This window comes from Streptomyces shenzhenensis (assembly GCF_021462265.1).
Lineage (GTDB): Bacteria > Actinomycetota > Actinomycetes > Streptomycetales > Streptomycetaceae > Streptomyces > Streptomyces shenzhenensis.
The window spans coordinates 1-24,332 of sequence record NZ_JAJONF010000023.1 but is presented as its reverse complement, the minus strand read 5'-3'; the positions used below and the strand labels follow the sequence as shown (position 1 = coordinate 24,332).

Sequence of the window (24,332 nt, the reverse complement as noted above, 5' to 3'; positions counted from 1 at the left end):
ACGCGGCTCGCTCACGCGGCTCGCTCACGCGGCTCGTTCACGCGGCTCGTTCACGCGGCTCGTTCACGCGGCTCGTTCACGCGGCTCGTTCACGCGCGTGCCGCGCCGCCGCCAGTACGGTCCGGGACTGATGCTCCACCTGGCGCTCCAGGGGCACCCAACGGGCCTGGAAGCGTCGGCCGTAGGCCTCGCACCAGGAGGCCACCAGCTCCTCCAGCCGCGGCGCCGCGCGGTCGTCCGCCTCCCGCAGCACCCGCAGCAGCATCGACGCGGCCCGCAACGGCAGCCGCCGCCCGAAGGCGTCCACGCTGCCGATGTACGCCATCGTCGTGTCGACCGGCGGCCGCTGGATCCAGTCCTCGGCCAGCCCCGGGATCAGTCCCAGCGCCCACCGGGCCGCCCGCAGCAGCGGCCCGTCCAGGCCGTCCAGCCGGGGCAGCGCCTCGGCCAGCACCCACTCCACCTCCCGCGAGTCCCGCAGCAGCCGATGCGCGAGCCGGCGCATCGCCGCCGCCGGCGCCGGGTGCGGGGCCGGGTCGTCGACCAGGTCGCTCGCCCACATCGGCACCTCGACCACCGCCGTCAGACCGCCGTAACGGTGCGCGTGGTACCAGGTGCTGTGCCGCGCGTCGTCCGGCATGCTCGGGTACGCCACCCCCGTCTCCGGACCGGGCATCACCCGCACCCCGGGCCCGGAGCGCGGCCAGCCGGCGGCGTCCGAGGCGCCCGTCTCCACCGGGATGTGCAGCTCCGCCGCCGACTTCGCGAACGGCTCGGCCAGCCCCGGCACGTCCTTCGTCAACTGCACCCAGCTGCCGCCCAGATCGGTGCCGTGCAGGGTCACCTGGAGGTAGGGGCGCAGCTCGTCGATCACCCCGAGCAGGGCCAGGGTCTCGGGCGGCAGCCGGTCCGGCGGCAGCACCGATGGCGACCACTCCGGCTGCTCCGGGCCCGCCGGCCGGTAGAAGCCGAGATGGTAGTCGAACAGGCTGCGCGGAGCCGGGGTGACGTGCAGGCTCGCCCCGTCCGGGTCCGCGCACAGCAGGAAGTGCCAGGAGGTCTCCGCCCGCAGGTCCCGCTCGTGCAGCACCCGTTCGGCCAGCGCCTGGAGGGTGCCGCCCCCGGCCGGCTCGTTGGCGTGGGCGCCCGCGACCACCAGCACCGCCCGCGGGGCGTGCCCGACGGACAGCAGGTGCAGCGGCCTGCCCCCGCGGGAGCGGCCGATCTGCCGCAGCGTGCACAGGCCGGGCCGGTGAGCGGCCAGCGCCCGGGCGGTCGAGACGAGTTCGGGAACACTGGGGTAACGCAGCTCCGGCAGGAGACTCACCCCCGATTTGTCCGCCCGGCTTCGCATTCCCCAGTCCCGCACGGCATAGGTGAACTGTCAAGAACCTGCCGGGGGAGGCTCCAGGGGGCGCCCCGAGGCATGTGCTGTCGTCCGGCGGGGCGGTTGGCGCGGCGGGGAGTGCGAAGCCACTACGGGGCGCGGAACCGCTCCGCGCGCCGATAACCGACGCGGCCCGCGCCCGGCGAGTTCCGGCAACTCCCAGAATCAGTCACGCATTCACTCGTACGAGTGAATTCTGCCGGCGGTTCCCGTCAGCCCCCCGTCAGTCTCGGCCGGGCCGCTCAGCTTCCGTCAGTCCCCGTCAGCCCGCTCAGCTCCCATCAGTCCCCCTCGTCCACCCGCTCCAGCAGCGCCACCGGCAGCCCTTCGAAAAGCTCGCCCACGCGCACCTGCCCCGTGAACTCCCGCCCCGGCGTCAGCACGTCGGCCCACCGACCCGGCGGCAGCGCCAGGACCGTCTCCCGCCAGCCGCCCGCCGCGGCCAGCCGCAGCGACAGCCGGGTCACCGCCGTGACCACCCGTCCGGAGCGCGCGAACGCCAGGCAGTGCGCCGCGGCCGGTCCCCCCGCGGTCAGCGGCGCGTACGTCGCCGCCTCGCCGAAGACGTCCGGGCGCCGCGCCCGCAGCCGCAGCGCCGCCGCCGTCACCGCGTCCTTCTCGCCCGGCTGCCGCGGCGGGAAGGAGACCGGCCGCCGGTTGTCCGGGTCCACCAGTGCCCGGTACTCGCCCTCCGTGCCCTGGTAGACGTCCGGCACCCCCGGCATCGTCAGATGGACCAGTGCCGTCCCCAGCACGTTCGCCCGGACGTGCGGCCCCAGCGAGTCCCGGAAGGCCGCCACGCGTTCTCCTGGCACCCCGCACGGCCCCGCCGCGACGAACGAGACCACCGCCTCCTCGTACGGCGGCTCCTGCTCCGTCCAGCTCGTGTACAGGCCCGCCTCCCGCACGTGCTTCACCAGCGCCTCCCGTACCCGCTCCGGGGCCGCCGGGCCGAGCCCGAACACCGTCTGCCAGGCCGCCCAGGCCAGTTGCGCGTCCGGCACTCCCTCCTCCTCCCGGGTCACCTCGGCCAGCACGTCGGCCCAGCGCTCCGGGCACTCGGTCAGCACCGCCAGCGCGGCCCGCACGTCGGCGCTGCGCTTGGTGTCGTGGGTCGTCACCACCGTCCCGGTGAGCGGCCAGTCGCGCTGCACGCGCGCGCAGTACGCGTGAAAGGCGTCCGGGGAGATCCCCGGGCTGCCCGGGTCCCCGCCCACCTCGGTCGCCGCCAGCAGCGGCACATAGCGGTAGAACGCCGTGTCCTCCACGGACTTGGCCCGCAGCGCCGAGGCGGTCTGGGCGAACCGCGTCCGGAACTCCTCGGCCCCCGGGCCGTCCCCCGCGAGGAGCAGCCCGCGCACCACGTCCACCGCCCCGCCCTCCTCGGGCACCACGAAGGCCCGCCGGGCCTCTTCGGCGGCCTCCTCGGTGACCACGGCGGCGACGTCACCGGAGGTGTACGGCCGGTACACCCGCATCCGCACCAGCAGTTCCTCCAGCGCGGTGCGCAGCGCCCAGGGCGCCCGGTCGCGCAGGACGGGATCGGGCGACGTCGCGCACGCGCGCGTGGCCGCCCGGGTCAGCCGGTCCGTCTCGGCCGCCAGCTCGTGCGTGATCACCTTGTACGCGGCCCGCCGCACCGTCGCCGCCCAGTCGCCGCCCCGGTCCGTCTGCGGGGCCGCGAACGCGCGGTACTGGCCGAGCAGTTCACCGGCGCCCGCGGGATCGGTGAACAGACCGTCCACGTACCGCAGGGCGTCGTAGCCCGTGGTCCCCGCGACCGGCCAGCCGGCCGGCAGGTGCTCGCCGTCGGCCAGGATCTTCTCCACGACCGTCCAGCGCCCGCCGGTCGCCTCGTGCAGCCGCGCGAGGTAGCCGTCGGGGTCGGCGAGGCCGTCGGGGTGGTCGACGCGCAGCCCGTCCACCACGCCCTCGTGCAGCAGCTGCAGGATCTTGGCGTGGGTGGCCTCGAACACCTCCGGATCCTCCACCCGCACCCCGATCAGCTCCGAGATGCTGAAGAACCGCCGGTAGTTCAGCTCGGTGCGGGCCAGCCGCCACCACACCGGGCGGTACCACTGCGCGTCCAGCAGCTCCGGCAGCGGCAGGCCCGCGGTGCCGTCCCGGAGCGGGAAGGTGTGCTCGTGATAGCGCAGCACGTCACCGTCGACCTTCAGCTGCCCGAGCACCTCGCCGACCGGGCCGCCCAGCACCGGCACCAGCAACTGCCCGCCCTGCGCCTCCCAGTCGACGTCGAACCAGCGCGCGTACGGCGACTTCGGGCCCTCCCGCAGCACCTCCCACAGGGCGTGGTTGTGCCGGGGGGACATCGCCATGTGGTTCGGCACGATGTCCATGACCAGACCGAGACCGTGCGCCCGCGCGGTGCGCGACAGCGCGCGCAGCCCGTCCTCGCCGCCGAGTTCCTCGCGTACGCGCGCGTGGTCGACGACGTCGTAGCCGTGCGTGGAGCCCGGGACGGCTTCCAGGACGGGGGAGAGGTGGAGGTGGGAGACGCCGAGCGCGGCGAGATACGGCACGGCGGCTTCGGCGGCCGGGAAGGGGAAGCCGGGCTGGAGCTGGAGTCGGTAGGTGGCCGTCGGGACGGTGGGGGCGGTTCGCTCGGCTGTCATGCGGACCTATGTACCCGTCCGGTCGGCTTCTGTGCCACCGCGTGCGGTACAGCGCCCCGAAGGGGCGCGAGGAACTGCGCGACCGGCCCCCACCGGCCCCCACCGGCCCGCACTTGCCCAACAGCCCGTCGGAACGCGCATCCCTACGCCGGCCTCTGCAATACGGCCAGGCTCCGGCCCACCAAGGTGAGCCGTGCCCCCGCGTCCACCTTCGGCCCCGGTGGCACCCCCTCGGCCTGTGCCGTGTCGACCACCACCTCCCACTGCCGGCCGTGGTTGACCGGCACCACGAAGTCCAGCGGCTCCGGTGACGCGTTGAACATCAGCAGGAACGAGTCGTCGGCGATCCGCTGCCCCCGGGTGTCCGGTTCCGAGATCGCGTTGCCGTTGAGGAACACCGTGAGGGCCGAGGCCTGGGCGGAGTCCCAGTCCCGCTGGGCCATCTCGTGGCCCTCCGGGGTGAACCAGGCGATGTCGGAGAGCTCGTCGTGGGTGCCCTCCACCGGGCGGCCGTGGAAGAAGCGGCGGCGCCTGAAGACCGGGTGCTCCTTGCGCAGCCGCGCCATCGCGCGCGTGAAGGCCGGCAGCCCGCCGTCGTCCCCGGGATCCGGCCAGTCCACCCAGGACACCTCGTTGTCCTGGCAGTAAGCGTTGTTGTTGCCCTGCTGGGTGCGCGCGAACTCGTCGCCGTGGCTGATCATCGGCACGCCCTGGGACAGCATCAGCGTGGCGACGAAGTTCCGCATCTGGCGCTCGCGCAGTTCCAGGACACCGGGGTCGTCGGTGTGCCCCTCCACCCCGCAGTTCCACGAGCGGTTGTGACTCTCGCCGTCCCGGTTGTCCTCGCCGTTGGCCTCGTTGTGCTTCTCGTTGTAGGCCACCAGGTCGTGCAGCGTGAAGCCGTCGTGACAGGTGACGAAGTTGATGGAGGCCAGCGGGCGGCGGCCGTCGTCCTGGTACAGGTCGGAGGAGCCGGTCAGCCGGGACGCGAACTCCGCCAGCGTGCGCGGCTCGCCGCGCCACAGGTCGCGCACGGTGTCGCGGTACTTGCCGTTCCACTCGGTCCACAGCGGCGGGAAGTTGCCCACCTGGTAGCCGCCCTCGCCGACGTCCCACGGCTCGGCGATCAGCTTCACCTGGGAGACGACCGGGTCCTGCTGCACCAGGTCGAAGAACGACGACAGCCGGTCCACCTCGTGGAACTGCCGGGCGAGAGTCGCCGCGAGGTCGAAACGGAAGCCGTCGACATGCATCTCGGTGACCCAGTACCGCAGCGAGTCCATGATCATCTGGAGGACGTGCGGAGACCGCATCAGCAGCGAGTTGCCGGTGCCGGTGGTGTCCATGTAGTAGCGCGGGTCGTCGGTCAGCCGGTAGTAGGACGGGTTGTCCAGGCCGCGGAAGGACAGCGTCGGGCCCAGGTGGTTGCCCTCGGCGGTGTGGTTGTAGACCACGTCGAGGATCACCTCGATACCGGCCTCGTGCAGTGCCCGTACCGCCGACTTGAACTCCAGGACCTGCTGGCCGCGGTCGCCCCAGGAGGCGTACGTGTTGTGCGGGGCGAAGAAGCCGATGGTGTTGTAGCCCCAGTAGTTGTTCAGGCCCATGTCGACCAGCCGGTGGTCGTTCACGAACTGGTGGACCGGCATCAGCTCCAGGGCCGTGACGCCCAGCGCCGTCAGGTGCTCGACGACGGCCGGGTGGGCCAGGCCCGCGTAGGTGCCGCGCAGCTCCTCCGGCAGGCCCGGGTGGCGCATGGTCAGACCCTTCACATGGGCCTCGTAGATCACCGTGTGGTGGTACTCCGTGCGCGGCCGCCGGTCGTCGCCCCAGTCGAAGTACGGGTTGATCACCACCGACGTCATGGTGTGCGGCGCCGAGTCCAGGTCGTTGCGCTCGTCGGGGTCGCCGAAGTGGTAGCCGTACACCTCCTCGCCCCAGCGCACCGACCCGCTGACCGCCTTCGCGTACGGGTCGAGCAGCAGCTTCGCCGAGTTGCAGCGCAGCCCGCGACCGGGGTCGTACGGGCCGTGCACCCTGAAGCCGTACCGCTGCCCCGGCATCACGCCCGGCAGGTACGCGTGCCGCACGAAGGCGTCGCTCTCGCGCAGTTCCACCGCCGTCTCGGAGCCGTCGTCGTGCAGCAGACACAGCTCCACTCGGTCCGCGGCCTCCGTGAAGACCGCGAAGTTGGTCCCGGCGCCGTCGTACGTGGCGCCGAGCGGATATGCCTCTCCAGGCCAGACCTGCATGAAGTCGACTCTTCCAGGTGGGTCCCGCGCCCGGGGGCGCCTTGGTCATGAGTCTGCCCGAAAGTAATGGAACCCCTCCTGACTTACGCCCCTCTTACCCGGCGACCAGTGCACACAGCGGCCCATGTGGCGAAGTGTGCCGAATCAGTGGGGCATATACGTACTCCCTGTGACCGAGGGGGAGTAGGGGGATGATGTGCGCAAGACAGTGCACCGGCATCTGGGCAAGATGGTGGCGGGTGCGGGACTGGCGGTGGCGGGAACCGCCGTGATGGTCGGGATCACCCTGCCCGGCACGGCGGGGGCGGACGAGCCGGGCGGCGGCGGAAACGGTGCGGTCGCCGCGCAGCAGGCCGGCCAGGGGCGGGACGCCGTCAGGCCGGGCGTCGTGGAACAGGCGCCGGCCGAGGGCAAGAAGGGCACCGGCAGCGACCCGCTGACCGACGACGAGACCCGGCGCGTCGAACAACTCGCCCTCACCAAGCAGATGTTCAGCGCCGGGGAGAACGTCGAGGGCCGGCGCGGCCCGGAGCGGCTCAGTGTCGACCTCGCCGAGCCGGACGCGGACGAACTGGACGCGGCGCACGCGCCGCGCCGCGCGGACGTGACGTTCTACGACTACCGGGACGACACCCTCGTCACCCGGACCGTCAACCTCGACACCGGCAAGGTCGAGCAGACCACCAGCCGCAAGGGCGTCCAGCCGCCGCTCAGCCACGACGAGAACGTCGAGGCCCTCAAGCTGCTCGCCGCCGATCCGCTCGGCGCCGGCCTGAAGGCGGACTTCAAGGACGCCACCGGCACCGAACTGACCGACCCGGAGCAGCAGTTGCTGCTCAACAGCGCGGTCTACCGCGCCACCGAGGGCGCCCAGCCCGCCGCGCTCGACGCGTGCGGGGAACACCGCTGTGCGCGGCTCTTCCCCAAGGTGAAGAACGGGCCGTGGATCGACGCCAGGTCGCTCGTCGTCGACCTGAGCGCGCGCAAGGTCGTGAAGCTCGGCGGCTGAGCCGGGCCCCTCCGCTCATCTTCCACCCGAATCTCCCGTACCAGGAGTCACTTCGTCATGCACGTGAACATGCGCGCGAGTACGCGCGTGCCCGGAATTCGCCATGCCCGCAGGACGGCAGCCGTGGGCCTCGCCGTGGCCGCGCTGGCCGCCGGCGCGACCACGGCGGCCGGACCCGCCGCCGCACAGCCGGGGCGGGCCGCCGCGGCCGCCGCCGACTGCTCCGCCGCGTACCGGATCGAGCAGAAGCTGTCCACCGGCACCACCTGGCGGATGTGCTGGCGCTACGACAGCAAGGCCGGACTGGTCCTGGAGCACATCTCCTACCAGCCAAAGGGCGAACCGGCCCCCATCAAGGTGCTCTCCAGCGCCCGCCTCGCCCAGATCGACGTCCCCTATGACGACGGCAGCGTCGAGTACGACGACCTGACCGGTTTCGGTTTCGCCCAGGGCCTGGTGCCGCTCGCCTCGGCCGAGTGCCCCGGCGGCACCATCAAGACCGTCAAGGTCCCCGACGCCTGGGACCCGGCGCACCCCAACGTCAACGGCCTGTGCACCACCACCCGTTCGCGCGGCCACGCGTACCGGATGCAGGCCGACACCGGCAACCGGGTGTACCAGCAGCAGGGCAAGGACCTGCTGGTCTACACCGTCAACAAGGTCGGCTGGTACGAGTACATGACCGAGTGGCGGTTCCAGGACGACGGCACGATCAACATGAACGTCGGCGCCACCGGCAGCCTCTCGCCGATCGACTACGACGCCGGGGACGGCCGCGGCTGGCCGATCGGCAAGGGCGCCCACGCCTACGCCACCAGCCACGCGCACAACGTCTTCTGGAAGCTCGACTTCGACCTCGACGGCTCCTCCAAGAGCCGCATCGAGCAGTACGACTCGAAGGTCAGCGCTCCCGTGCACGGCCAGGAGGCGCCCACCAACAGGACCACCCGCACCGGCGTCACCAAGGAACTCGCCGGCGACGCCAAGAACATGCGCTGGTGGCGCGTGGTCAGCACGGCCGGCAAGAACAAGGACGGGCACGCGCGGTCCTACGAGATCGTCCGGGGCGCCAGCAACACGTACCCGGGCCACGCCTTCACCTCGCACGACGTCTACTTCACCCAGTACGACAAGTGCGAGCAGTTCGCCAGCAACAACCCGGGCTGCGCGACCGGTCACCCCAGGAGCGTCGACAAGTTCGTCAACGGGCAGACCCTCACCAACCCCGTGGTCTGGGTGAACGTCGGCTTCCACCACATCGCCCGCGACGAGGACCAGCAGCCGATGCCGGTCCACTGGCAGGGCTTCTCCATCGCCCCCCGGGACGTCACGGCTATGAATCCGCTCACGCCGGCCGCCCTCGCTGATCAGAACGGACGGCCCGGAAACGGTAGTTGAGAAACGACCTGTCCATCCGGCTGCACCGCCGACCACTCCCGGAGTACCCTTCCTTGATCGTTGGCATGGGGAGAGCTCGGGGGAACGGAAGGCGGTGCACGGGTGGGCTCGGGAGGCCTGGAGCTGCCCCCTGGTGACGAGGGTCACGAGGGGAACTCCACAGACGTCCCGCCCGGCGCGGTGTCCCTGGCCCGGCCGATGGACGCCACGGGCTCCATCGGGCCGGAGCTGGAGTGGGACGCCGACGCCTGGCTCGAGGTGCGTACGCGCGCCCAGCGGGCCGGCCGGGCCTACATCTGGCTGAACCTCGTCGAACAGCGGATGCGCGCGGTCGTGGCCGCCGTGCTGCGGCCCATCTACGAACCCGTCCACGGCGACGAGTGGGTGGTCGCCGCGGCCGGTCCGGCCGGCCAGGAGTGGGTCCAGCGGGCGGTCGCGGTCCGCGAGGTCAGCCGCCGCAAGGGCTACCTGCTCGACCCCGCCGACGACAACGTGCTCAGCTTCCTCACCCTGCCCCAGCTGCGCGAGCTGATGGTGCAGCACTGGCCGTGCTTCGAGCCGTACCTCGACGAGCGCCGGGACGTCGAACTCGCCCTGGACGAGCTGGAGGTGACCCGCAACGTCGTCTCCCGCAACCGGGCGCTGTCCGGGGCCGTCCTCGACCAGGCCGAGCGCGCCTCCGCCCGGCTCCTGGAGATGCTCGGCGCGGGCGGCGACGTGCCCTCGGCGCGCCGGCTCCCGGTGGACGCCGTCGAGGACCTGGTCGGCGACCGGTACGCGGACGTCGTCGCCGTCCACCCCGACCGGGTCCGCCTCATGCGCCAGTTCCCGGCCGAGGACTTCTTCGGCGGCGCCCGCCGCCTGGACGCCATCGGCATCGGCCTCAACCTGCTCGTGCAGAACTTCTCCGGCCGCCGGCTGGTCCGCCTCGCCGAGACCGGCTGCCGGGTCCGGCTCCTCTTCCTCAACCCCGCCTCCAGCGCGGTCAAGCGCCGAGAACGCGAGCTCGGGATGAAACGGGGCGAACTGGCCCGCTCGGTCGAGATGAACATCCTCCACATGCGCCGGGTCCGCTCCCGGCTGCGCGACCCGGGCGCCTTCGAGATCCAGGTCTACGACGACACCCCCCGCTTCTCCGCCTACCTGGTGGACGGCGACGGCGCGGACGGTGTCGCCGTCGTCCAGTCCTATCTGCGCGGGGCGCGCGGGATGGAGTCGCCCGTGCTGGTGCTCCGCAACGGCGGCAAGGTCGTCAAGTCGGACGACGTCCTGGAAACCGGGCTTTTCCCGACGTATCGCGAGGAGTTCGAGACGGCCTGGGCGGATTCGCGCCCGGTGTCCTGAGGCGTGCGCGGCGCTCACGCGGCGCCAAGCGGAACGCGGTCCTCTGATTGTCAGTGGCGCATGCGAGGGTGGAGACCACTGGGGGAAAGCACCACCAATGAAGGGGGGCCGCCCATGGGCTGGCACCAGGAGCTCCTGATCGGCTTCGACCTGGAGACGACGGGTACGGATCCGCACGAGGCGCGGATCGTCACGGGGGCCGTGATCGAGGTCAGGGCCGGGCAGGAACTGGGCCGCCGCGAGTGGCTGGCGGATCCGGGCGTGGAGATCCCGGCCGACGCGGTGGCGGTGCACGGCATCAGCAACGAGCGGGCGGCGGCGGAGGGCGGACCGGCCGACCAGGTCGCCGACGCCCTCGCGGACGTCCTCACCGGCTACTGGAGGACCGGCGTCCCGGTCGTCGCCTACAACGCGGCCTTCGACCTCACCCTGCTCTCGGCGGAACTGCGCCGCCACCGCCTGCCGTCCCTCTCCGACCGCCTCGGCGGCCTCGACCCGGCGCCGGTCATCGACCCGTACACCATCGACCGCTGGGTCGACCGCTACCGCCGTGGCAAGCGCAACCTGGAAGCGGTCTGCGCCGAGTACGGCATCACCCTCGCCGCCGCCCACAACGCCTCGGCCGACGCCCTCGCCGCGGCCCGCCTGGCCCGCGCGATAGCCGACCGGCACCCGAAGATCGCGGCCCTGGGCCCGGCGGAACTGCACCGGCGCCAGGTGGAGTGGTACGCGCAATGGGCGGCGGACTTCCAGCAGTTCCTGCGCCGCAAGGGAGAGGCGGACGCGGTGGTGGACGGGACCTGGCCGCTGCGGGAGCCGGCCGAAGCGGCCTGAGCGTTCCGCTCGGACCCAAACGCCGTCATGCGCCGTCGTTCGTCCGCGGCGCCGTCGTGGCCGGTGGCGCCCACGCGGCGGCAGCCGCACCTCCCCTGCGGCCCCGCGCCTCCGGGCGCTCCTCGGCGGCCGCGGCTCAGAACGGATACCACCGCACCGACTCGTCGCCCTCCCGCAGCGACGCCACCCGCCGTTCGAACTCGGCCAGCGCCTCGGGGCTGCCCGGCGCGTGCTGCGCCACCCACGCACAGCTGGCCGTCTCCCGGGCGCCGCGCAGCACACCGCACCCCTCCCACTCGCGCACGTCCCACCCGTACGCCTCGGTGAACGAGTCGTAGGCCTCGGCCGGCAGGCCGTACCGGTCCCGGGACAGCGCCATCACCACCAGGTCGTGCTCGCGCAGGTCGGACGAGAAGGTCTCCAGGTCGACCAGCACCGGGCCGTCCGGTCCGACGTGCACATTGCGGGGCAGCGCGTCCCCGTGGATCGGCCCGGGCGTCAGCCGGGGCGTCAGCGCGGCCGCGGCCGCCGCGAAGCCGTCCCGGCGCTCCCGCAGATACGCCGCGTCGGCGGGGTCGATCGCGTCCCCGGCCAGCCGCAGCCAGCGCTCCACACCGCCCAGCAGCTCGCGGGGCGGCAACCCGAAGGAAGGAGAGGGCAGTGCGTGCACGATCCGCAGCAGTCCGGCCAGATCCCGCGGCTCGGCCGGCCGGACCGGATCCGGCAGCCGGTGCCACACGGTCACCGGGTGCCCCTCGACGAGCAGTGCCTTCGGCTCGGCGGCCCGTACGGCCGGCACACCGGCCTCCGCCAGCCACCCGGCGATCTCCAGCTCGCGCCGGGCCCGGTCGAGGAGCTCGCGGTCCCGGCCCACCTTCACCACCAGCTCCCCGGCGGCGAACACCGCGTTCTCGCCCAGCGCGAGCAGCGAGGCGCCCTCCGCCGCACCGGGCAGCACACCCGCCGCGGCCAGTACGTCCCGCGCCCTTGCCTCGTCCATCGCCCGCCTCCGTGTCGTCCCCGGCGTCCGCACGCCCTCGACTGCGCGGGCGCACACGGCGTCGTCCTCTCGCCGTCCGGCGGTCAGTCTCGCATCCACCGAGGCCGGACCGGGTGCGCGGTGCCTTGACGGGACAACCCGCCTTCACGAACATGGCCAGGCCCGACCGGGCCGCGCAGAGGGGGATGACGTGGCATTGGTTACCGACGTGGCGAGCACGGGGCGGCCGGCCGCCGTACGGGTCACCGACCGCGGCGCCTGGCTCCTGGTCCTGCCCGCGCTGATCCCGATCCTCGTGCTGAGCGTCGGCCCGCTCCTCTACGGGATCCTGCTGGCGTTCACCGACGCCCAGTCGGGCCGGACCGCCGCCACCCGGTGGATCGGCGGCCTCAACTTCCGGGACCTGCTGCACGACACCCTCTTCTGGGAGTCGTTCCGGATCGGCCTGGTCTGGGCGGCCGGGGTGACCGTGCCCCAGTTCCTGCTCGCCCTCGGCCTCGCCCTGCTGCTCAACCAGGACTTACGACTGCGCTGGCTGGCCCGCGCCCTCGCGATCGTCCCCTGGGCGATGCCCGAGGTCGTGGTCGGCATCATGTGGCGGCTGGTCTACAACCCCGACGCCGGCATCCTCAACGAGACCCTGCACGGCCTCGGCCTCGGCGACGGCAGGGACTGGCTGAGCGGCCTCGCCACCGCCCTGCCCGCGGTGATCGTCGTCGGCGTCTGGGCCGGGATGCCGCAGACCACGGTCGCCCTGCTCGCCGGACTCCAGAACACCCCGCGCGAACTGCACGAGGCGGCGGCGGTGGACGGCGCGGGCGCCTGGCGCCGCTTCCGGACGGTCACCTGGCCCGCGCTCAGACCCATCGCCCTGGCCGTCACCGCGCTCAACCTGATCTGGAACTTCAACTCCTTCGCCCTGGTCTACGTCCTGACCAACGGCGGCCCCGGCGGCAAGACCCGGCTGCCGATGCTCTTCGCCTACGAAGAGGCGTTCCGTTACGGCCAGTTCGGGTACGCGGCGGCGATGGGGTGCGTGATGGTCGCGGTGATCGCGGTACTGCTGGCCGTGTTCCTGGCGGGCCGGCTGCGGGGAGGCGAGGACGCGTGAAGACCCGTACCGCGGCCCGCGCCGGCCAGTACGCGGCCCTGCTGGCCTACCTCGTCTTCCTGGCCTTCCCGCTCCTGTGGCTGCTCTCCGTCGCCTTCAAGTCCCCGCAGGAGCTGGGCAGTCTGCATCCCACCTGGATCCCACGGCACCCCACCCTGGCCAACTTCCGCCAGGCCTTCGACGAACAGCCCCTGCTGCGCGCCGGCCTCAACTCCCTGCTCGCCGCGCTCGGCGCGGCGCTGATCGCGGTACTCCTCGCGACCCCGATGGCATACGTCGCGGGACGGCGCCGCACCGCGCTCTCCCGAGCGGTCACCGGGTGGGTGGTGGTGAGCCAGGCGTTCCCGTTCGTCCTGCTGATCATCCCGCTGTTCCTGGTGCTGAAGAACCTGCGGTTGATCGACTCCCTGCCGGGGCTGGTGATGGTGTACGCGGTGTGGGCGCTGCCCTTCGCGCTCTGGATGCTCGTCGGATACGTCCGCGCGGTGCCCGTCGAACTGGAGGAGGCGGCGGCCGTCGACGGGGCCGGACGGCTGCGGACGCTGATGTCGGTGACGGCGCCGCTGCTGGCGCCCGGCATCGTGGCGACCGGGCTGTTCGCCTTCGTCACCGCGTGGAACGAGTTCTTCTTCGCGCTGGTGCTCCTGAAGACACCGCAGAAGCAGACCCTGCCCGTCGTCCTCACCCATTTCATCGGAGCCGAGGGCGTGGCCGACCTGGGCCCGCTGGCCGCGGCCGCGTTCCTCGCCACGCTGCCCTCGCTGGCCGTCTTCGCGCTCGTGCAGCGGCGGATCACCGGCGGGATGCTCACCGGGGCGGTGAAGAGCTGATGCGCACCAGGCTCACCACGGCGGTCGTCGTTCTCCTGGTGCTGCTCGCGGGCTGCACCTCCGCGTCCCGCGCCGGCGGCCCGATCACCCTCCGGTTCCAGTCCCTGGCCTGGCAGGACGAGTCGGTCGCCGCCAACAAGGAACTGGTGAAGGAGTGGAACGCCACGCACGCGGACGTCAAGGTCGAGTACGTCCAGGGCAGCTGGGACAGTGTCCACGACCAACTGCTCACCTCCTTCGAGGGCGGTGAAGCCCCCGACATCGTCCACGACGCCTCCGACGACCTCGCGGACTTCGCCTACGGCGGCTACCTCGCCGACCTGACCGACCTGGTGTCCACCCGCCTCAAATCGGACATACCGCAGCGCAGTTGGGAGACGGCGACCTTCGGGAACGGCGTCTACGGCGTGCCCTTCCTCCAGGAACCGCGGGTACTGATCGCCGACAGGGCCTGGCTCGCCAAGGCGGGCGTGCGCACCCCCACCCCCGAACACCCGTGGACATGGGCCGAGTTCCGGCGGATCACCAAAGAGCTCAGCGGCGACGGCCGGTACGGCGTCGCCTGGCCGCTGAGGGAACCGGTGTCCGCCACGCTCAACCTGTCGCTGTCGGCGGGCGGCCGGCTCTTCCACCGCGGCGCCGACGGCAAGGTGACCGTGCGTTTCCAGGCCGCCGACCAGGTCGTGCCGCGCACCGTCCACGACCAGGTCGACGTCGACCACAGCGCACCCGGCTCCACCCTCGGCAGCGGTGGTTCGGACACCCTGCCGGGCTTCTTCGGCGGCAAGTACGCGATGGTCCCGCTCGGCTTCTCCTACCGTCAGCAGATCGTCCAGCAGGCGCCCAAGGGCTTCGACTGGGAGGTGCTGCCCGCCCCGGCCGGCGCCGACGGCCTCGCCCAGGGCGTCAGCCCGCAGACGCTGTCCATCGCTGCGGACAGTCCGCACAAGAAGGAGGCGGCCGAGTTCATCGACTTCCTGCTCCGTCCGCGGAACATGGTCCGGCTCGCCCTCGGCGACTGGATGCTGCCCACCGGCACCCAGGCGCTGAAGGACCCCGCCCTGCACACCGCGAAGTACGGCTGGGCCACCGGCACCGCCCTGGCCGCCCACCTCAGCCCGGCCCCCGCCCAGACCGTGCGCGGCTACCCCGAGTGGAAGGACAAGGTGGCCACCCCCGCCCTCCAGGAGTACTACAGCGGCGCCATCGGCCTCACCGACCTCCGCCACCGGCTGGAGCAGGACGGAAATCTGGTGCTGGCCCGCTACCAGCGCTGACGCGGGTCGAACGGGGGCCGGGGCCCGTCGGCCCCCGGAGGGAGACCGACGGACCCTGCGCCGAGCGGCGTTGCGGGCGGGCTCAGACCTTGAGCCGCTCCGGCTCGCTGCGCACCGCCGGTGCCCCCGCCTCCGGCGACTCGTCGTGCGTCAGGTCCGGCAGCCACCGCAGCCGGCTGGGCAGGTACCAGTTCCGCTCGCCCAGCAGTGCCATGACCGCCGGGAGCAGGACGCCCCGGATGACGGTCGCGTCGATGAGGACGGCGGCCGCCAGGCCCACGCCCATCTGCTTCATGGACTGCATGGACAGCGTGCCGAAGATCGCGAACACCGCGACCATGATGACGGCGGCGCTGGTGACGACCCCGGCCGTGGTGACCACACCGTGCTGGATGGCGTCCCGGGTGGACCGGCCGCGCAGGTGGGCCTCACGGATCCGGGAGACGACGAACACGTGGTAGTCCATGGACAGGCCGAACAGGATCACGAAGAGGAACAGCGGCAGCCAGGTGACGATCGCGCCGACCCCCTCCGCGCCCACCAGCGAGGCGCCCCAGCCGTGCTGGAAGACGGCGACGAGGATGCCGTAGGCGGCGCCGACCGAGAGCAGATTGAGCAGGATCGAGGTGATCGCGACCGTCAGCGAGCGGAAGGACAGCAGCATCAGGAGGAAGGCGAAGACGACGACGAAGGCGAAGACCGGGACGACCGAGCCGAGGAGCTGGTCGTTGAAGTCCTCGTTGCCCGCGACGTTGCCGGTCACCGGCGCCTGTACGCCGTCGACCCTGCCGAGCGTGGCCGGCCGTACCTCGTCGCGGAGCTTTCGCAGGCTCTTGCCGGCCTTGTCCAGGTCGGAGCCGCCGACCAGCGGCACGGAGATCAGGGCGACGTTCTGGGCGTCGTGCAGTTTGATCTCGACCGGGCCGCGCGAGGCACCCGAGCTGATCGCCCGCTCCTTGAAGTCGGTCAGGGCCTGCCTGACCTCGGGCGCGTTGATGTCCTTCGCCCTGACGACCACCTCGGCCGGCTCGGAGCCGCCCGGGAAGGCCTGGTTGAGGCGGTCGTAGGTCTGCACGATCGGCAGCGAGTTCCCGAACTCCTGGTCCAGGGTGAGCTGTGAGGTCTTCATGCCGAGGGCGGGCGCGGCCACCGCGAGCAGGGCGCCCACCGCGACCACCACGGAGAACAGCGGCTTGGCGAGCACGCCCCGCAGCACGGCCGTCCACAGGCGGCTCTCGGACGGTCCGTGGCCCCGCTCGCGGCGGCGCAGGAAGGGGATACGGCCCTTCTCGACCCGCCGGCCCAGCAGCGAGAGCAGCGCGGGCAGGACGGTCACGGAGCCGACCATGGCGACCGCGACGACCATCAGGGAGGCCAGGCCCATCGCCTCGAACTCGGCGAGACCGGTGAAGAGCATGCCCGCCATCGCCACGCACACCGTGACCCCGGAGACGATGATCGCCCGGCCGCTGGTGGCGGCGGCGATCCGGAGCGCGGCGCCCGCGTCCCGGCCGGCCTCCCGCTCCTCGCGCTCCCGGCGCAGGTAGAACAGGCAGTAGTCGACGCCGACCGCCATGCCGACCAGCAGCATCACCGAGTTGGCGGTGTCGCTCATCGGCTGCAGATGGCTGACCAGGCCCATCAGACCCATCGTCGCCATGATCGCGGTGATCGCGAGGCCCACCGGCAGCAGCGCGGCCACCAGCGCGCCGAACGCGATCAGCAGGATGCCGAAGGCCACCGGCACGGCGGAGTACTCGGCCCGCTGGAAGTCCTTGCCGAAGGCGTCGTCGTACTGCTTGTTTATGCTGGCGCCGCCGATCTCCTCGATCCGCAGCGTGCCGTGCGCCTTCTGCACCCCGGCCACCGCGTCCAGCACCGGCCCGACCCGGTCGCCGGCGGTGTCGGAGTCGCCGCGCATGTCGAACCGGACGAGCGCGCTGCGGCCGTCCTTCGAGATGGTCCCGGTGACGTACGGCGAGGTGACGTCCGTGACCTTGCCGGTGCCGTCGACGGCCTTCATGACGTCCGCGACGGCGGCCCTGAAGGCGGGGTCCGTGGCCTTGACCGACCCGTTTGCGGACTGGATCAGGACCGTCTCGCCCGCCGGTTCCCTGATGCCCGCGTCGTCGATGATCTTCGCCGCGGTGTGGGTCTCACCCTTGAGCTGGTCGCTCTCTGCGACGTCGACCCGGCCGGCCGCCGAGCCGAGGCCCATCGCCAGGACGACGAACAGCACCCATATGCCGACGGCGGCCCAGCGGTGCCGGGCGCTCCAGCCGCCGGCCCGGGCGGCCAGCCCCCGCACCCGCGTCTCTCCGTTCCCCATGACGGGATCCATGACGGGAATTCCCCCTCGTGTGCGGTGACGGCCCCGGCCGCCACGGTCTGTTCACGACTTCCTTCGTTCGATTCGAAGGTATGGGCCGGATAAGACCGACTCCTCGTGCTGTCCGGTGAAGTCCGGCGGTCGCCTCTCGTCGCCCAGGAGGATGTCGGGCCCCTACATCTATCCACCCATCTCGGGGGTGATGATCAGGGGTGTCCCTTCCGACGACGCGGATCCTCTTTGTGATTGCGAAACCTTGTTGAACAAGTCACAGGTGCGTGTAGGAGTTGATCCGGACCCGTCCGATCGGCCAAAGTTTCCGGCAGTCCGGCTCGCCCGGCGCGGCCGTCGTGCCGGCCCCCACGAGGCACGACGGCCGTTCTAAGGTGTTCGAATGACGACGTTTGCGGCGCTGCTGCGCGGGATCAACGTGGGCGGCAACAAGAGACTCCCGATGGCCGAACTGCGTACGCTGATGACCGGCCTGGGGTACGGCTCCGTGGCGACCTACCTGCAGAGCGGCCAGGCCGTCTTCACCGCCGCCCAGGGGGACGCGGAGTCCCTGGCGGCGGAGCTGACCGAGGCGATCGAGGAGCGGTTCGGCTTCGTGGCCGGCGTGCTCGTCCGCGACCACGCCTACCTGAAGGCGATCGTGGACGCCTGCCCGTTCCCGGCCGCCGACCTGGCGGCCAGGCAGTTGCACGTCACCTATCTCTCCGAGCCGGTGGCCCCGGAGCGCTACACCGACATCGACCCCGCCGCCCACCTTCCCGAGGAGTTCCGCCTGGGCGACCGCGCGCTGTACCTCTACGCCCCGGACGGTCTCGGCCGCTCCAGGCTCGCGGAGGCGCTGTCCCGGCCCCGGATCCACAAGGGGCTGATCGCCACGACCCGGAACTGGAACACGGTCCTCAAGCTGGTGGAGCTGACGGCCCCGGGAACCTGACCCTCCGCGGACCGGGGAAGGCAGGAGGAAGGCGGACCGAGGAAGGGGCGCGGACAGTCGGCCATGCCGTGCTCCCTGCCCCTGCCCCGGGGGCAGGGACAACGCCTGTGCGAGGCTCGTCGCATGCGCTACATCATCATCGGAGCAGGGGCCGTCGGCGGTGCGATCGGCGGGCGGCTGGCCGGCGCGGGACACGAGGTCGTCCTGGTGGCACGGGGCGCGCACCACGCGGCGCTGCGGGACGGCGGACTGCGGCTGAAGGTGCCGGACGGCGAGTACACGTACCGGCTGCGGACCGTCACCGGACCCGGGGAGCTGGGCGAGCTGGGCGCGGACGACGTACTCGTCCTCGCCGTCAAGACCCAGGACACCGTGACCGCCCTGCAGACCTGGGGACCGGCCCCGGTCGCGGGCGGCGGCACCGCGGCGCGGCGGCTGCCCCTGTTCTGCGCCCAGAACGGCGTGGAGGGCCAGCGTCTCGCCCTGCGCGTCTTCCGGCACGTCTACGGCGTCTGCGTCTGGCTGCCGTCGACCTTCGTCGAACCGGGCGTCGTCTCCGCCGGCGGTGCCCCGCTCACCGGCATGCTGCACCTGGGCCGCCATCCGCACGGCACCGACGGGACCGCACACCTGGTCGCCGCCGACCTGGAGAAGTCGCACTTCGAGGCGCCGGTCGTACCCGACGTGGCGCGCTGGCAGTACGCCAAGCTGCTGTCCAACCTCGGCAACGCGCTGGAGGCCGTCGCCGGGCCCATCGCCGGCGGCGAGGCCATGGCTCTCTTCCAGAGGGTGCGCGCCGAGGGCGAGGCCGTGCTCGACGCCGCCGGGATCGCGTACGCGAGCGTCGAGGAGCAGCGGGCGCTGCGCGGCCACAAGGTGGACCTGGTCCCGCTGGCGGGCGCCCCGCGCGGCGGCGGCTCGTCCTGGCAGTCCCTCAGCCGGGGCACCGGCACCATCGAGGCCGACTACCTCAACGGTGAGATCGCCCTACTGGGCCGCCTGCACGGCGTGCCGACCCCGCTCAACGACCTCCTGCAGCAGCTCGCCAACGCCTTCGCACGCGAGCGCCGGGCGCCCGGCTCGCTGCCGGCCGGTGAACTCGCCGGCCTCGCCCGCCTCGCCGAGGAGGCCGCCGCGACCGGGGCTCCCTGATCAACTACCCAATAAGGACAAGTGGGTTGAGAACTGAAGCGGTAATGCCGCTGGTGTGACACGTTCGCCGGACGGGACGCTGAAGGAAGTACCGGCCACGGCGTGGCGCTCACGAGAGCCCGCCGCGGGCCGGTTGTTCGCGGTCCGACGGACAGGGGAGCGCCGGACCGCGAACACCCAGCCCGCCGCTCAGGCCCCCAGGGCCGCCAGGGCCGGGGTGCGCGCCGCGTCGTACCGCTCCAGCAGCACCCGTGCCACCTCCGGTGCCGGTCCGAGCACCTCGGCCAGCACGTCCGCCTGAGCCGCGCCCCGGGCGATCCGGTCGGGCAGGTGGCCGGGGGCGAGGACGTAGGGGGCCACGGCCACCCGGGCACAGCCCAGCTCCCGCAGTTCCCGTACCGCGTCCTCGGTGCGGGGCAGGGACGCGGAGGCGAACGCGGGCCGCACGGCGCACCAGCCGGTGCCCCGCCACTCCCGCGCGAGACGCGTGATCACCGCGATCGCCTCCGGGTCGGAGGACCCCGCCGAGGCCAGTACGACCCCGGTCGACGACTTGTCGGCGGGCGCCACCCCTGCCTCGTACAGCCGGCGTTCCAGGGCCGCCAGGAGCAGCGGGGACGGCCCCAGCACCTCCGCCTGCCGGACGCGCAGCACCCCGGGCGCCTCCCGCAGTACGGCGGGGATGTCCGCCTTCGCGTGGAAGGCGCGGGTGAGCAGCAGGGGGAGGGCGACGACATCGCGCACGCCCTCCGCCGCGAGCGACTCCAGCACCCCGTGCACGGACGGGACGTTGAAGTCCAGGAAGCCGGTCTCCACGCGCAGCCCCGGCCGCAGCGACCGTACCCGCCGTACCAGGGCGTGCACGGTCGCGGCATGCCGCGGATCACGGCTGCCGTGGGCGATCACCACGAGGACGGGGCGGACCGGCTTGCGGTACATGGGCCTCAGCTCTTCACCAGCAGACCGCGGCTGCGCAGCACCCACCGCTCCAGCGGACTGAAGATCAGCAGGTCGATCGCGATGCCGACGAACAGGATCAGGATGATGGCCTCGAACACCATCGCCATGTCGCTGGCTGTGCGGGCGTTCTCCAGGAGCTGGCCGAGGCCCACCCCCAGATCCGGGAAGCTCGCGATGATCTCCGCCGCCATCAGCGAGCGCCACGAGAACGCCCAGCCCTGCTTCAGGCCCGCCACATAGCCGGGCAGGGCCGCCGGCAGCACCACGTGCCAGATGCCCTTGACGCCGGTCGCGCCCATGGTGCGTCCGGCCCGCAGGAACAGCGGCGGCACCTGGTCGACGCCGGACACCAGGCCGTTGGCTATGGAGGGGACCGCGCCGAGCAGGATCACGGCGTACATCATCGAGTTGTTCAGCCCGAGCCAGATCACGGCCGGCGGCACCCATGCCACCGACGGCAGCGACTGCAGGCCGGACAGGACCGGTCCGATCGCGGCGCGCACGAACCTGACCCGCGCCACCAGCAGACCCAGCGGGGTGCCGATGACGAGCGCGAAGAGGAAGCCCAGCAGACCGCGTGAGACGCTGGTCCAGATGTAGCCGAGCAGCTCGCCCTTGAGCCAGGCGTCCTTGAACGCGTCGCCCACCGCGGCCGGCGAGGGCAGCTTGGACGGGTCGTCGACAGTCGGGACCAGGAGCGTCCAGACCACGAGGACCACGGCGAGCGCGATGACCGGCGGCAGGATCTTGCCGGTGAAGGTCTGGCGGAGGGTCGGGCGGCTGGTGGCCGTCGTCTCCAGGGCGTCGAGGCCGGCCTCGACACCTGCGGCGTCCTTGGCCGGCGTCGTCTCAGTGCTGGCCATGGCGGCGGATCTCCCCACGCAGTACATCGGTGATCTCGAGGGACAGTTCGGCGACGGGCGCGTCCTCGATGCGGCGCGGCTGCGGGATGCCGACCTCCCACTCGCGGGCGATCCGGCCCGGCCGGGACGACAGCAGGATCACCCGCTGGGCGAGCCGTACCGCCTCGCGCACGTTGTGCGTGACGAAGAGGACGGAGAGCCCGGTCTCCTCCCAGATCCGGGTCAGCTCGTCGTGCAGCACGTCCCGGGTGATGGCGTCCAGGGCCGAGAACGGCTCGTCCATCAGCAGCAGTCTGCTCTCCTGGGCGAGCGAGCGGGCCAGGGCGGCCCGCTGGCGCATACCGCCGGACAGTTCGTGGACGCGCTTGCCGTACGCGCCCTTCAGCCGGACCAGTTCGAGCAGTTCCTCGGCCCTGTCCCGGCGGTCGCTCTTGGCGACTCCCCTGAGCTTGAGGGCGAGTTCGATGTTCTTGCCCGCGGTCAGCCACGGGAAGAGGGCGTGTTCCTGGAACATCAGGGCGGGCCGCCCGTCCGTCGCGATGGAGCCCGAGGTGGGCCGGTCCAGCCCGGCCACCAGGTTCAGCAGCGTGGACTTGCCGCAGCCCGAGGCCCCCAGGAGGGTGACGAACTCGCCCGGCGCGACATCGAGGGTGATGTCGTCCAGGACGAGCTGCCGCCCGCCCGGAGTCGCGAAGGACTTCGAGACGTGCTCAATACGTGCCGCGTACCCGACCGACTGGTCGGCCTCGGCGAGTGTCGTGGTCGTGGCCATGGTCGTCACCTCCTGGGATCTCGTCGGGACCTGGGTCAGCTGCTGCCGAGACTCGCGGCGCCGACCGTGCTCTCGCCCTCGGCCTTCAGCACCTTGTTGAGGATCGTCAGGTCGTAGATGTTCTTGAGCAGCGGGTCGGTGAGCAGGCCGGCCTTGACGGCGTGCCGGGCCTCGGTGTCGAGGGTGGCGGCCAGCGGGTCGTCGGTGAACGCGATGGACGGCCAGGCCGAGTTCAGGACGTCCTCGGACAGCGCCTTGCCGGAGTCGACCGCCAGCTGCTTGTTGGCCGAGGCCTTCGCCGCGTCCGGGTTGGCGTTGATCCACCTGTTGGTCTCGACCGAGCCCTTGAGGACGGCCTCGACGACCTTCGGGTGCTCCTTGAGGAACTTCTGCGACACGACGATGTTCGTGATCACGAACTTCTTCCCGGGCCACAGCGAGGACTCGTCGAGCAGTACCTTCGCACCCTCGGCGACCAGCTTGGACGCGGTCGGCTCCGGCACCCAGGCGCCGTCCACGGAGCCCGCCTTGTAGGCGTCCGGGGTGATCTTGTTGTCGGTGCGGACGACCGTGACGTCACCCTTGCCGCTCTGCGCGTCGACCTTCCAGCCCCGGCCGGCGATCCAGTTGAGGAACGCCACGTCCTGCGTGTTGCCCAGCTGCGGGGTCGCGATCTTCTTGCCCCTGACGTCCGCCGGCGTCTTGATCTTCTTCGGGTCGACGACCAGCTTCACGCCGCCGGACGCCGAACCGCCGATGATCCTCAGGTCCGTGCCGTTGGACTTGGTGTAGCCGTTGATGGCCGGCGAGGGGCCGATCCAGCCGATGTCGATGGAGCCCGAGTTGAGCGCCTCGATCTCCGAGGGGCCGGCGTTGAAGACGGCGTACTCGGCCTTGGTGGCACCGAGCTCCTTCTGGAAGAAGCCCTTCTGGTTGCCGACCAGGGCGGTCGCGTGGGTCAGGTTGCCGAAGTAGCCGATCTTGACGGTGCCGAGGCCGTCGATCTTCTCGGCCCCGGCGGCGACCTCGGCGGTGTCGCTCTTGGCGGAGTCCGACCCGTACCCGCAGGCGGCGAGCGTGAGCAGCGGGAGCGCGGCGAGCACGGCCGTACCGCGGCGAAGTCGGGCAGGGGACAGACTGGCAGGCACGGGAGGCGTTCCTCTCGTTGGCCCGGCGGTCACGGCCCTCTCAGGTCGTGGCCGGGAGATCGGCGGGTCTTCGTCGCATCCGGGACGTCGGGTGGGGGGACAGGGCGCGCGGGCAGTGCGCGTACGTCATCGCGCACATCGCGCCACCCCGCCCTGCCCGCTCCCGAGAGCGCCGCTGCCGACGCGGCCGCCCTCCTTCGCGAACGTCGAGTAGACGTCGGTCGTCGTCATCTCAGAAGTCCCAGCCGTCGTCTTCGGTCTCGTCCTTGACCGGGTCGGGGGACGCGAACGACTCGCCGACCATGCCCGCGGTGAGCGTGGTGCCGTCGGCGGGGTCGATCAGGATGAACGAGCCGGTGCGCCGTGAGTCGGCGTAGGAGTCGACCGGCAGCGGCTCGGCGGTACGGATCTTCACCCGGCCGATGTCGTTGGCGACGAGCTGTCCCGGGTGCGGGTGCAGGGACAGGTCGTCGAGGGTGAGCCGGGACGGGATGTCCTTGACGACCGCCTTGACCGTGCGGGTGCCGTGCTTGAGGAGCACCCGGTGGCCGACGGTCAGCGGCTGGTCGGCCACGTGGCAGACGGTCGCCTCGACGTCCTGGGTGGTCGCCGGGGCGTCCTTCGTCGGGACGATCAGGTCGCCGCGCGAGACGTCGATGTCGTCCGTGAGCAGGATGGTCACCGACTGGGTGGTCCAGGCCGCGTCGACCGGCTCACCGAGCAGGTCGATGCCGGAGATCGTCGTGGTCCGGCCGGACGGCAGGACCGTGACCGCCTCGCCGACGTGGAACGTGCCGGCCGCGATCTGGCCGGCGTAGCCCCGGTAGTCCGGGTGCTCGGCGGTCTGCGGGCGGATCACGTACTGCACGGGCAGCCGGGCGTGGCAGTGCGCCAGGTCGTGGCTGACCGGGACGGTCTCCAGGTGCTCCAGGACGGTCGGGCCGCCGTACCAGTCCATGTGCGCGGACGGCTCCACGACGTTGTCGCCGACGAGCGCCGAGATCGGGATCGCGGTGACCTCGGGGACGCCCAGCTCGGTCGCGTACGCCGTGAACTCCTCGGCGATCCCCGCGAAGATCGGCTCCTG

General features: G+C 72.0%; 19 protein-coding genes. 9 read left to right on the top strand and 10 right to left on the bottom strand.

Features of this window, described 5'->3' with window-relative positions; all coding sequences use genetic code 11:
- Positions 1-76: 76 nt before the first annotated feature.
- From LQ326_RS26965 to glgX, 3 genes are all read right to left on the bottom strand, one after another.
- The gene (locus tag LQ326_RS26965; RefSeq protein ID WP_234540535.1) at positions 77-1,327 is read right to left on the bottom strand and encodes a M14 family zinc carboxypeptidase; all 1,251 of its coding nucleotides are present in this window, start codon (positions 1,325-1,327) and stop codon (positions 77-79) included.
- A 341-nt stretch (positions 1,328-1,668) separates the two neighbouring features.
- Positions 1,669-4,020, bottom strand: a complete 2,352-nt coding sequence (gene treY / locus LQ326_RS26960; protein WP_234540528.1) for a malto-oligosyltrehalose synthase — start codon at positions 4,018-4,020, stop codon at positions 1,669-1,671.
- A gap of 143 nt (positions 4,021-4,163) precedes the next feature.
- The gene (gene glgX / locus LQ326_RS26955; RefSeq protein WP_234540526.1) at positions 4,164-6,272 is read right to left on the bottom strand and encodes a glycogen debranching protein GlgX; all 2,109 of its coding nucleotides are present in this window, start codon (positions 6,270-6,272) and stop codon (positions 4,164-4,166) included.
- Positions 6,273-6,468: 196 nt separating this feature from the next.
- Between glgX and LQ326_RS26950 the strand changes: the two genes are divergently transcribed.
- The 4 genes from LQ326_RS26950 to LQ326_RS26935 all read left to right on the top strand — a co-directional run bounded on the left by LQ326_RS26950 (position 6,469) and on the right by LQ326_RS26935 (position 10,857).
- A complete protein-coding gene (locus tag LQ326_RS26950; RefSeq protein ID WP_234540525.1) occupies positions 6,469-7,281 on the top strand; it encodes a Tat pathway signal sequence domain protein in 813 nt (270 codons plus the stop codon).
- A gap of 57 nt (positions 7,282-7,338) precedes the next feature.
- Positions 7,339-8,679 carry a copper amine oxidase gene (locus LQ326_RS26945; RefSeq protein WP_372496963.1) on the top strand — a complete coding sequence of 447 codons (1,341 nt, stop codon included), beginning with the start codon at positions 7,339-7,341 and terminating at the stop codon, positions 8,677-8,679.
- Positions 8,680-8,781: 102 nt separating this feature from the next.
- A complete protein-coding gene (locus LQ326_RS26940; protein WP_234540523.1) occupies positions 8,782-10,023 on the top strand; it encodes a DUF5919 domain-containing protein in 1,242 nt (413 codons plus the stop codon).
- 114 nt (positions 10,024-10,137) lie between these two features.
- Entirely contained in the window at positions 10,138-10,857 is a 720-nt protein-coding gene (locus LQ326_RS26935; protein ID WP_234540522.1) for a 3'-5' exonuclease, read from the top strand.
- A gap of 136 nt (positions 10,858-10,993) precedes the next feature.
- Here the strand turns inward: LQ326_RS26935 and LQ326_RS26930 are convergent, their stop codons facing one another.
- Positions 10,994-11,857: a phosphotransferase enzyme family protein gene (locus tag LQ326_RS26930; protein WP_234540520.1), complete on the bottom strand. Its 864-nt coding sequence runs from the start codon at positions 11,855-11,857 to the stop codon at positions 10,994-10,996.
- 196 nt (positions 11,858-12,053) lie between these two features.
- Between LQ326_RS26930 and LQ326_RS26925 the strand changes: the two genes are divergently transcribed.
- Genes LQ326_RS26925 through LQ326_RS26915 form a run of 3 tightly spaced genes read left to right on the top strand, consistent with a single transcriptional unit; the run spans position 12,054 to position 15,075 of the window.
- Positions 12,054-12,968: a carbohydrate ABC transporter permease gene (locus LQ326_RS26925; protein ID WP_268207601.1), complete on the top strand. Its 915-nt coding sequence runs from the start codon at positions 12,054-12,056 to the stop codon at positions 12,966-12,968.
- The gene (locus LQ326_RS26920) at positions 12,965-13,798 is read left to right on the top strand and encodes a carbohydrate ABC transporter permease (protein WP_234540518.1); all 834 of its coding nucleotides are present in this window, start codon (positions 12,965-12,967) and stop codon (positions 13,796-13,798) included. Before LQ326_RS26925 ends, LQ326_RS26920 begins: the two co-directional genes overlap by 4 nt.
- A complete protein-coding gene (locus LQ326_RS26915) occupies positions 13,798-15,075 on the top strand; it encodes an ABC transporter substrate-binding protein (protein ID WP_234540511.1) in 1,278 nt (425 codons plus the stop codon). Before LQ326_RS26920 ends, LQ326_RS26915 begins: the two co-directional genes overlap by 1 nt.
- A gap of 82 nt (positions 15,076-15,157) precedes the next feature.
- Here LQ326_RS26915 and LQ326_RS26910 read toward each other — a convergent pair whose 3' ends face one another.
- The gene (locus LQ326_RS26910) at positions 15,158-17,404 is read right to left on the bottom strand and encodes an MMPL family transporter (protein WP_234540510.1); all 2,247 of its coding nucleotides are present in this window, start codon (positions 17,402-17,404) and stop codon (positions 15,158-15,160) included.
- 394 nt (positions 17,405-17,798) lie between these two features.
- Between LQ326_RS26910 and LQ326_RS26905 the strand changes: the two genes are divergently transcribed.
- Both LQ326_RS26905 and LQ326_RS26900 read left to right on the top strand, forming a co-directional pair.
- Positions 17,799-18,350, top strand: a complete 552-nt coding sequence (locus LQ326_RS26905) for a DUF1697 domain-containing protein (protein WP_234540508.1) — start codon at positions 17,799-17,801, stop codon at positions 18,348-18,350.
- A gap of 123 nt (positions 18,351-18,473) precedes the next feature.
- Positions 18,474-19,502 carry a ketopantoate reductase family protein gene (locus tag LQ326_RS26900; protein ID WP_234540493.1) on the top strand — a complete coding sequence of 343 codons (1,029 nt, stop codon included), beginning with the start codon at positions 18,474-18,476 and terminating at the stop codon, positions 19,500-19,502.
- Between the two features lie 189 nt (positions 19,503-19,691).
- Here the strand turns inward: LQ326_RS26900 and LQ326_RS26895 are convergent, their stop codons facing one another.
- The 5 genes from LQ326_RS26895 to LQ326_RS26870 form a co-directional block, all read right to left on the bottom strand.
- On the bottom strand, positions 19,692-20,441 hold the full coding sequence (locus LQ326_RS26895) for a sirohydrochlorin chelatase (protein ID WP_234540491.1): 750 nt from the start codon (positions 20,439-20,441) through the stop codon (positions 19,692-19,694).
- Between the two features lie 5 nt (positions 20,442-20,446).
- Complete coding sequence (locus LQ326_RS26890; protein WP_234540489.1) at positions 20,447-21,325, bottom strand: ABC transporter permease; 879 nt, start codon at positions 21,323-21,325, stop codon at positions 20,447-20,449.
- A complete protein-coding gene (locus LQ326_RS26885) occupies positions 21,312-22,097 on the bottom strand; it encodes an ABC transporter ATP-binding protein (RefSeq protein ID WP_234540487.1) in 786 nt (261 codons plus the stop codon). The genes LQ326_RS26890 and LQ326_RS26885 overlap by 14 nt, the downstream gene beginning before the upstream one ends.
- 35 nt (positions 22,098-22,132) lie before the next feature.
- Positions 22,133-23,245 carry an aliphatic sulfonate ABC transporter substrate-binding protein gene (locus LQ326_RS26880; protein WP_234540486.1) on the bottom strand — a complete coding sequence of 371 codons (1,113 nt, stop codon included), beginning with the start codon at positions 23,243-23,245 and terminating at the stop codon, positions 22,133-22,135.
- 232 nt (positions 23,246-23,477) lie between these two features.
- The coding region (locus LQ326_RS26870; protein ID WP_434056959.1) for an elongation factor 1-alpha C-terminal domain-related protein at positions 23,478-24,332 on the bottom strand (855 nt) is incomplete at its 5' end.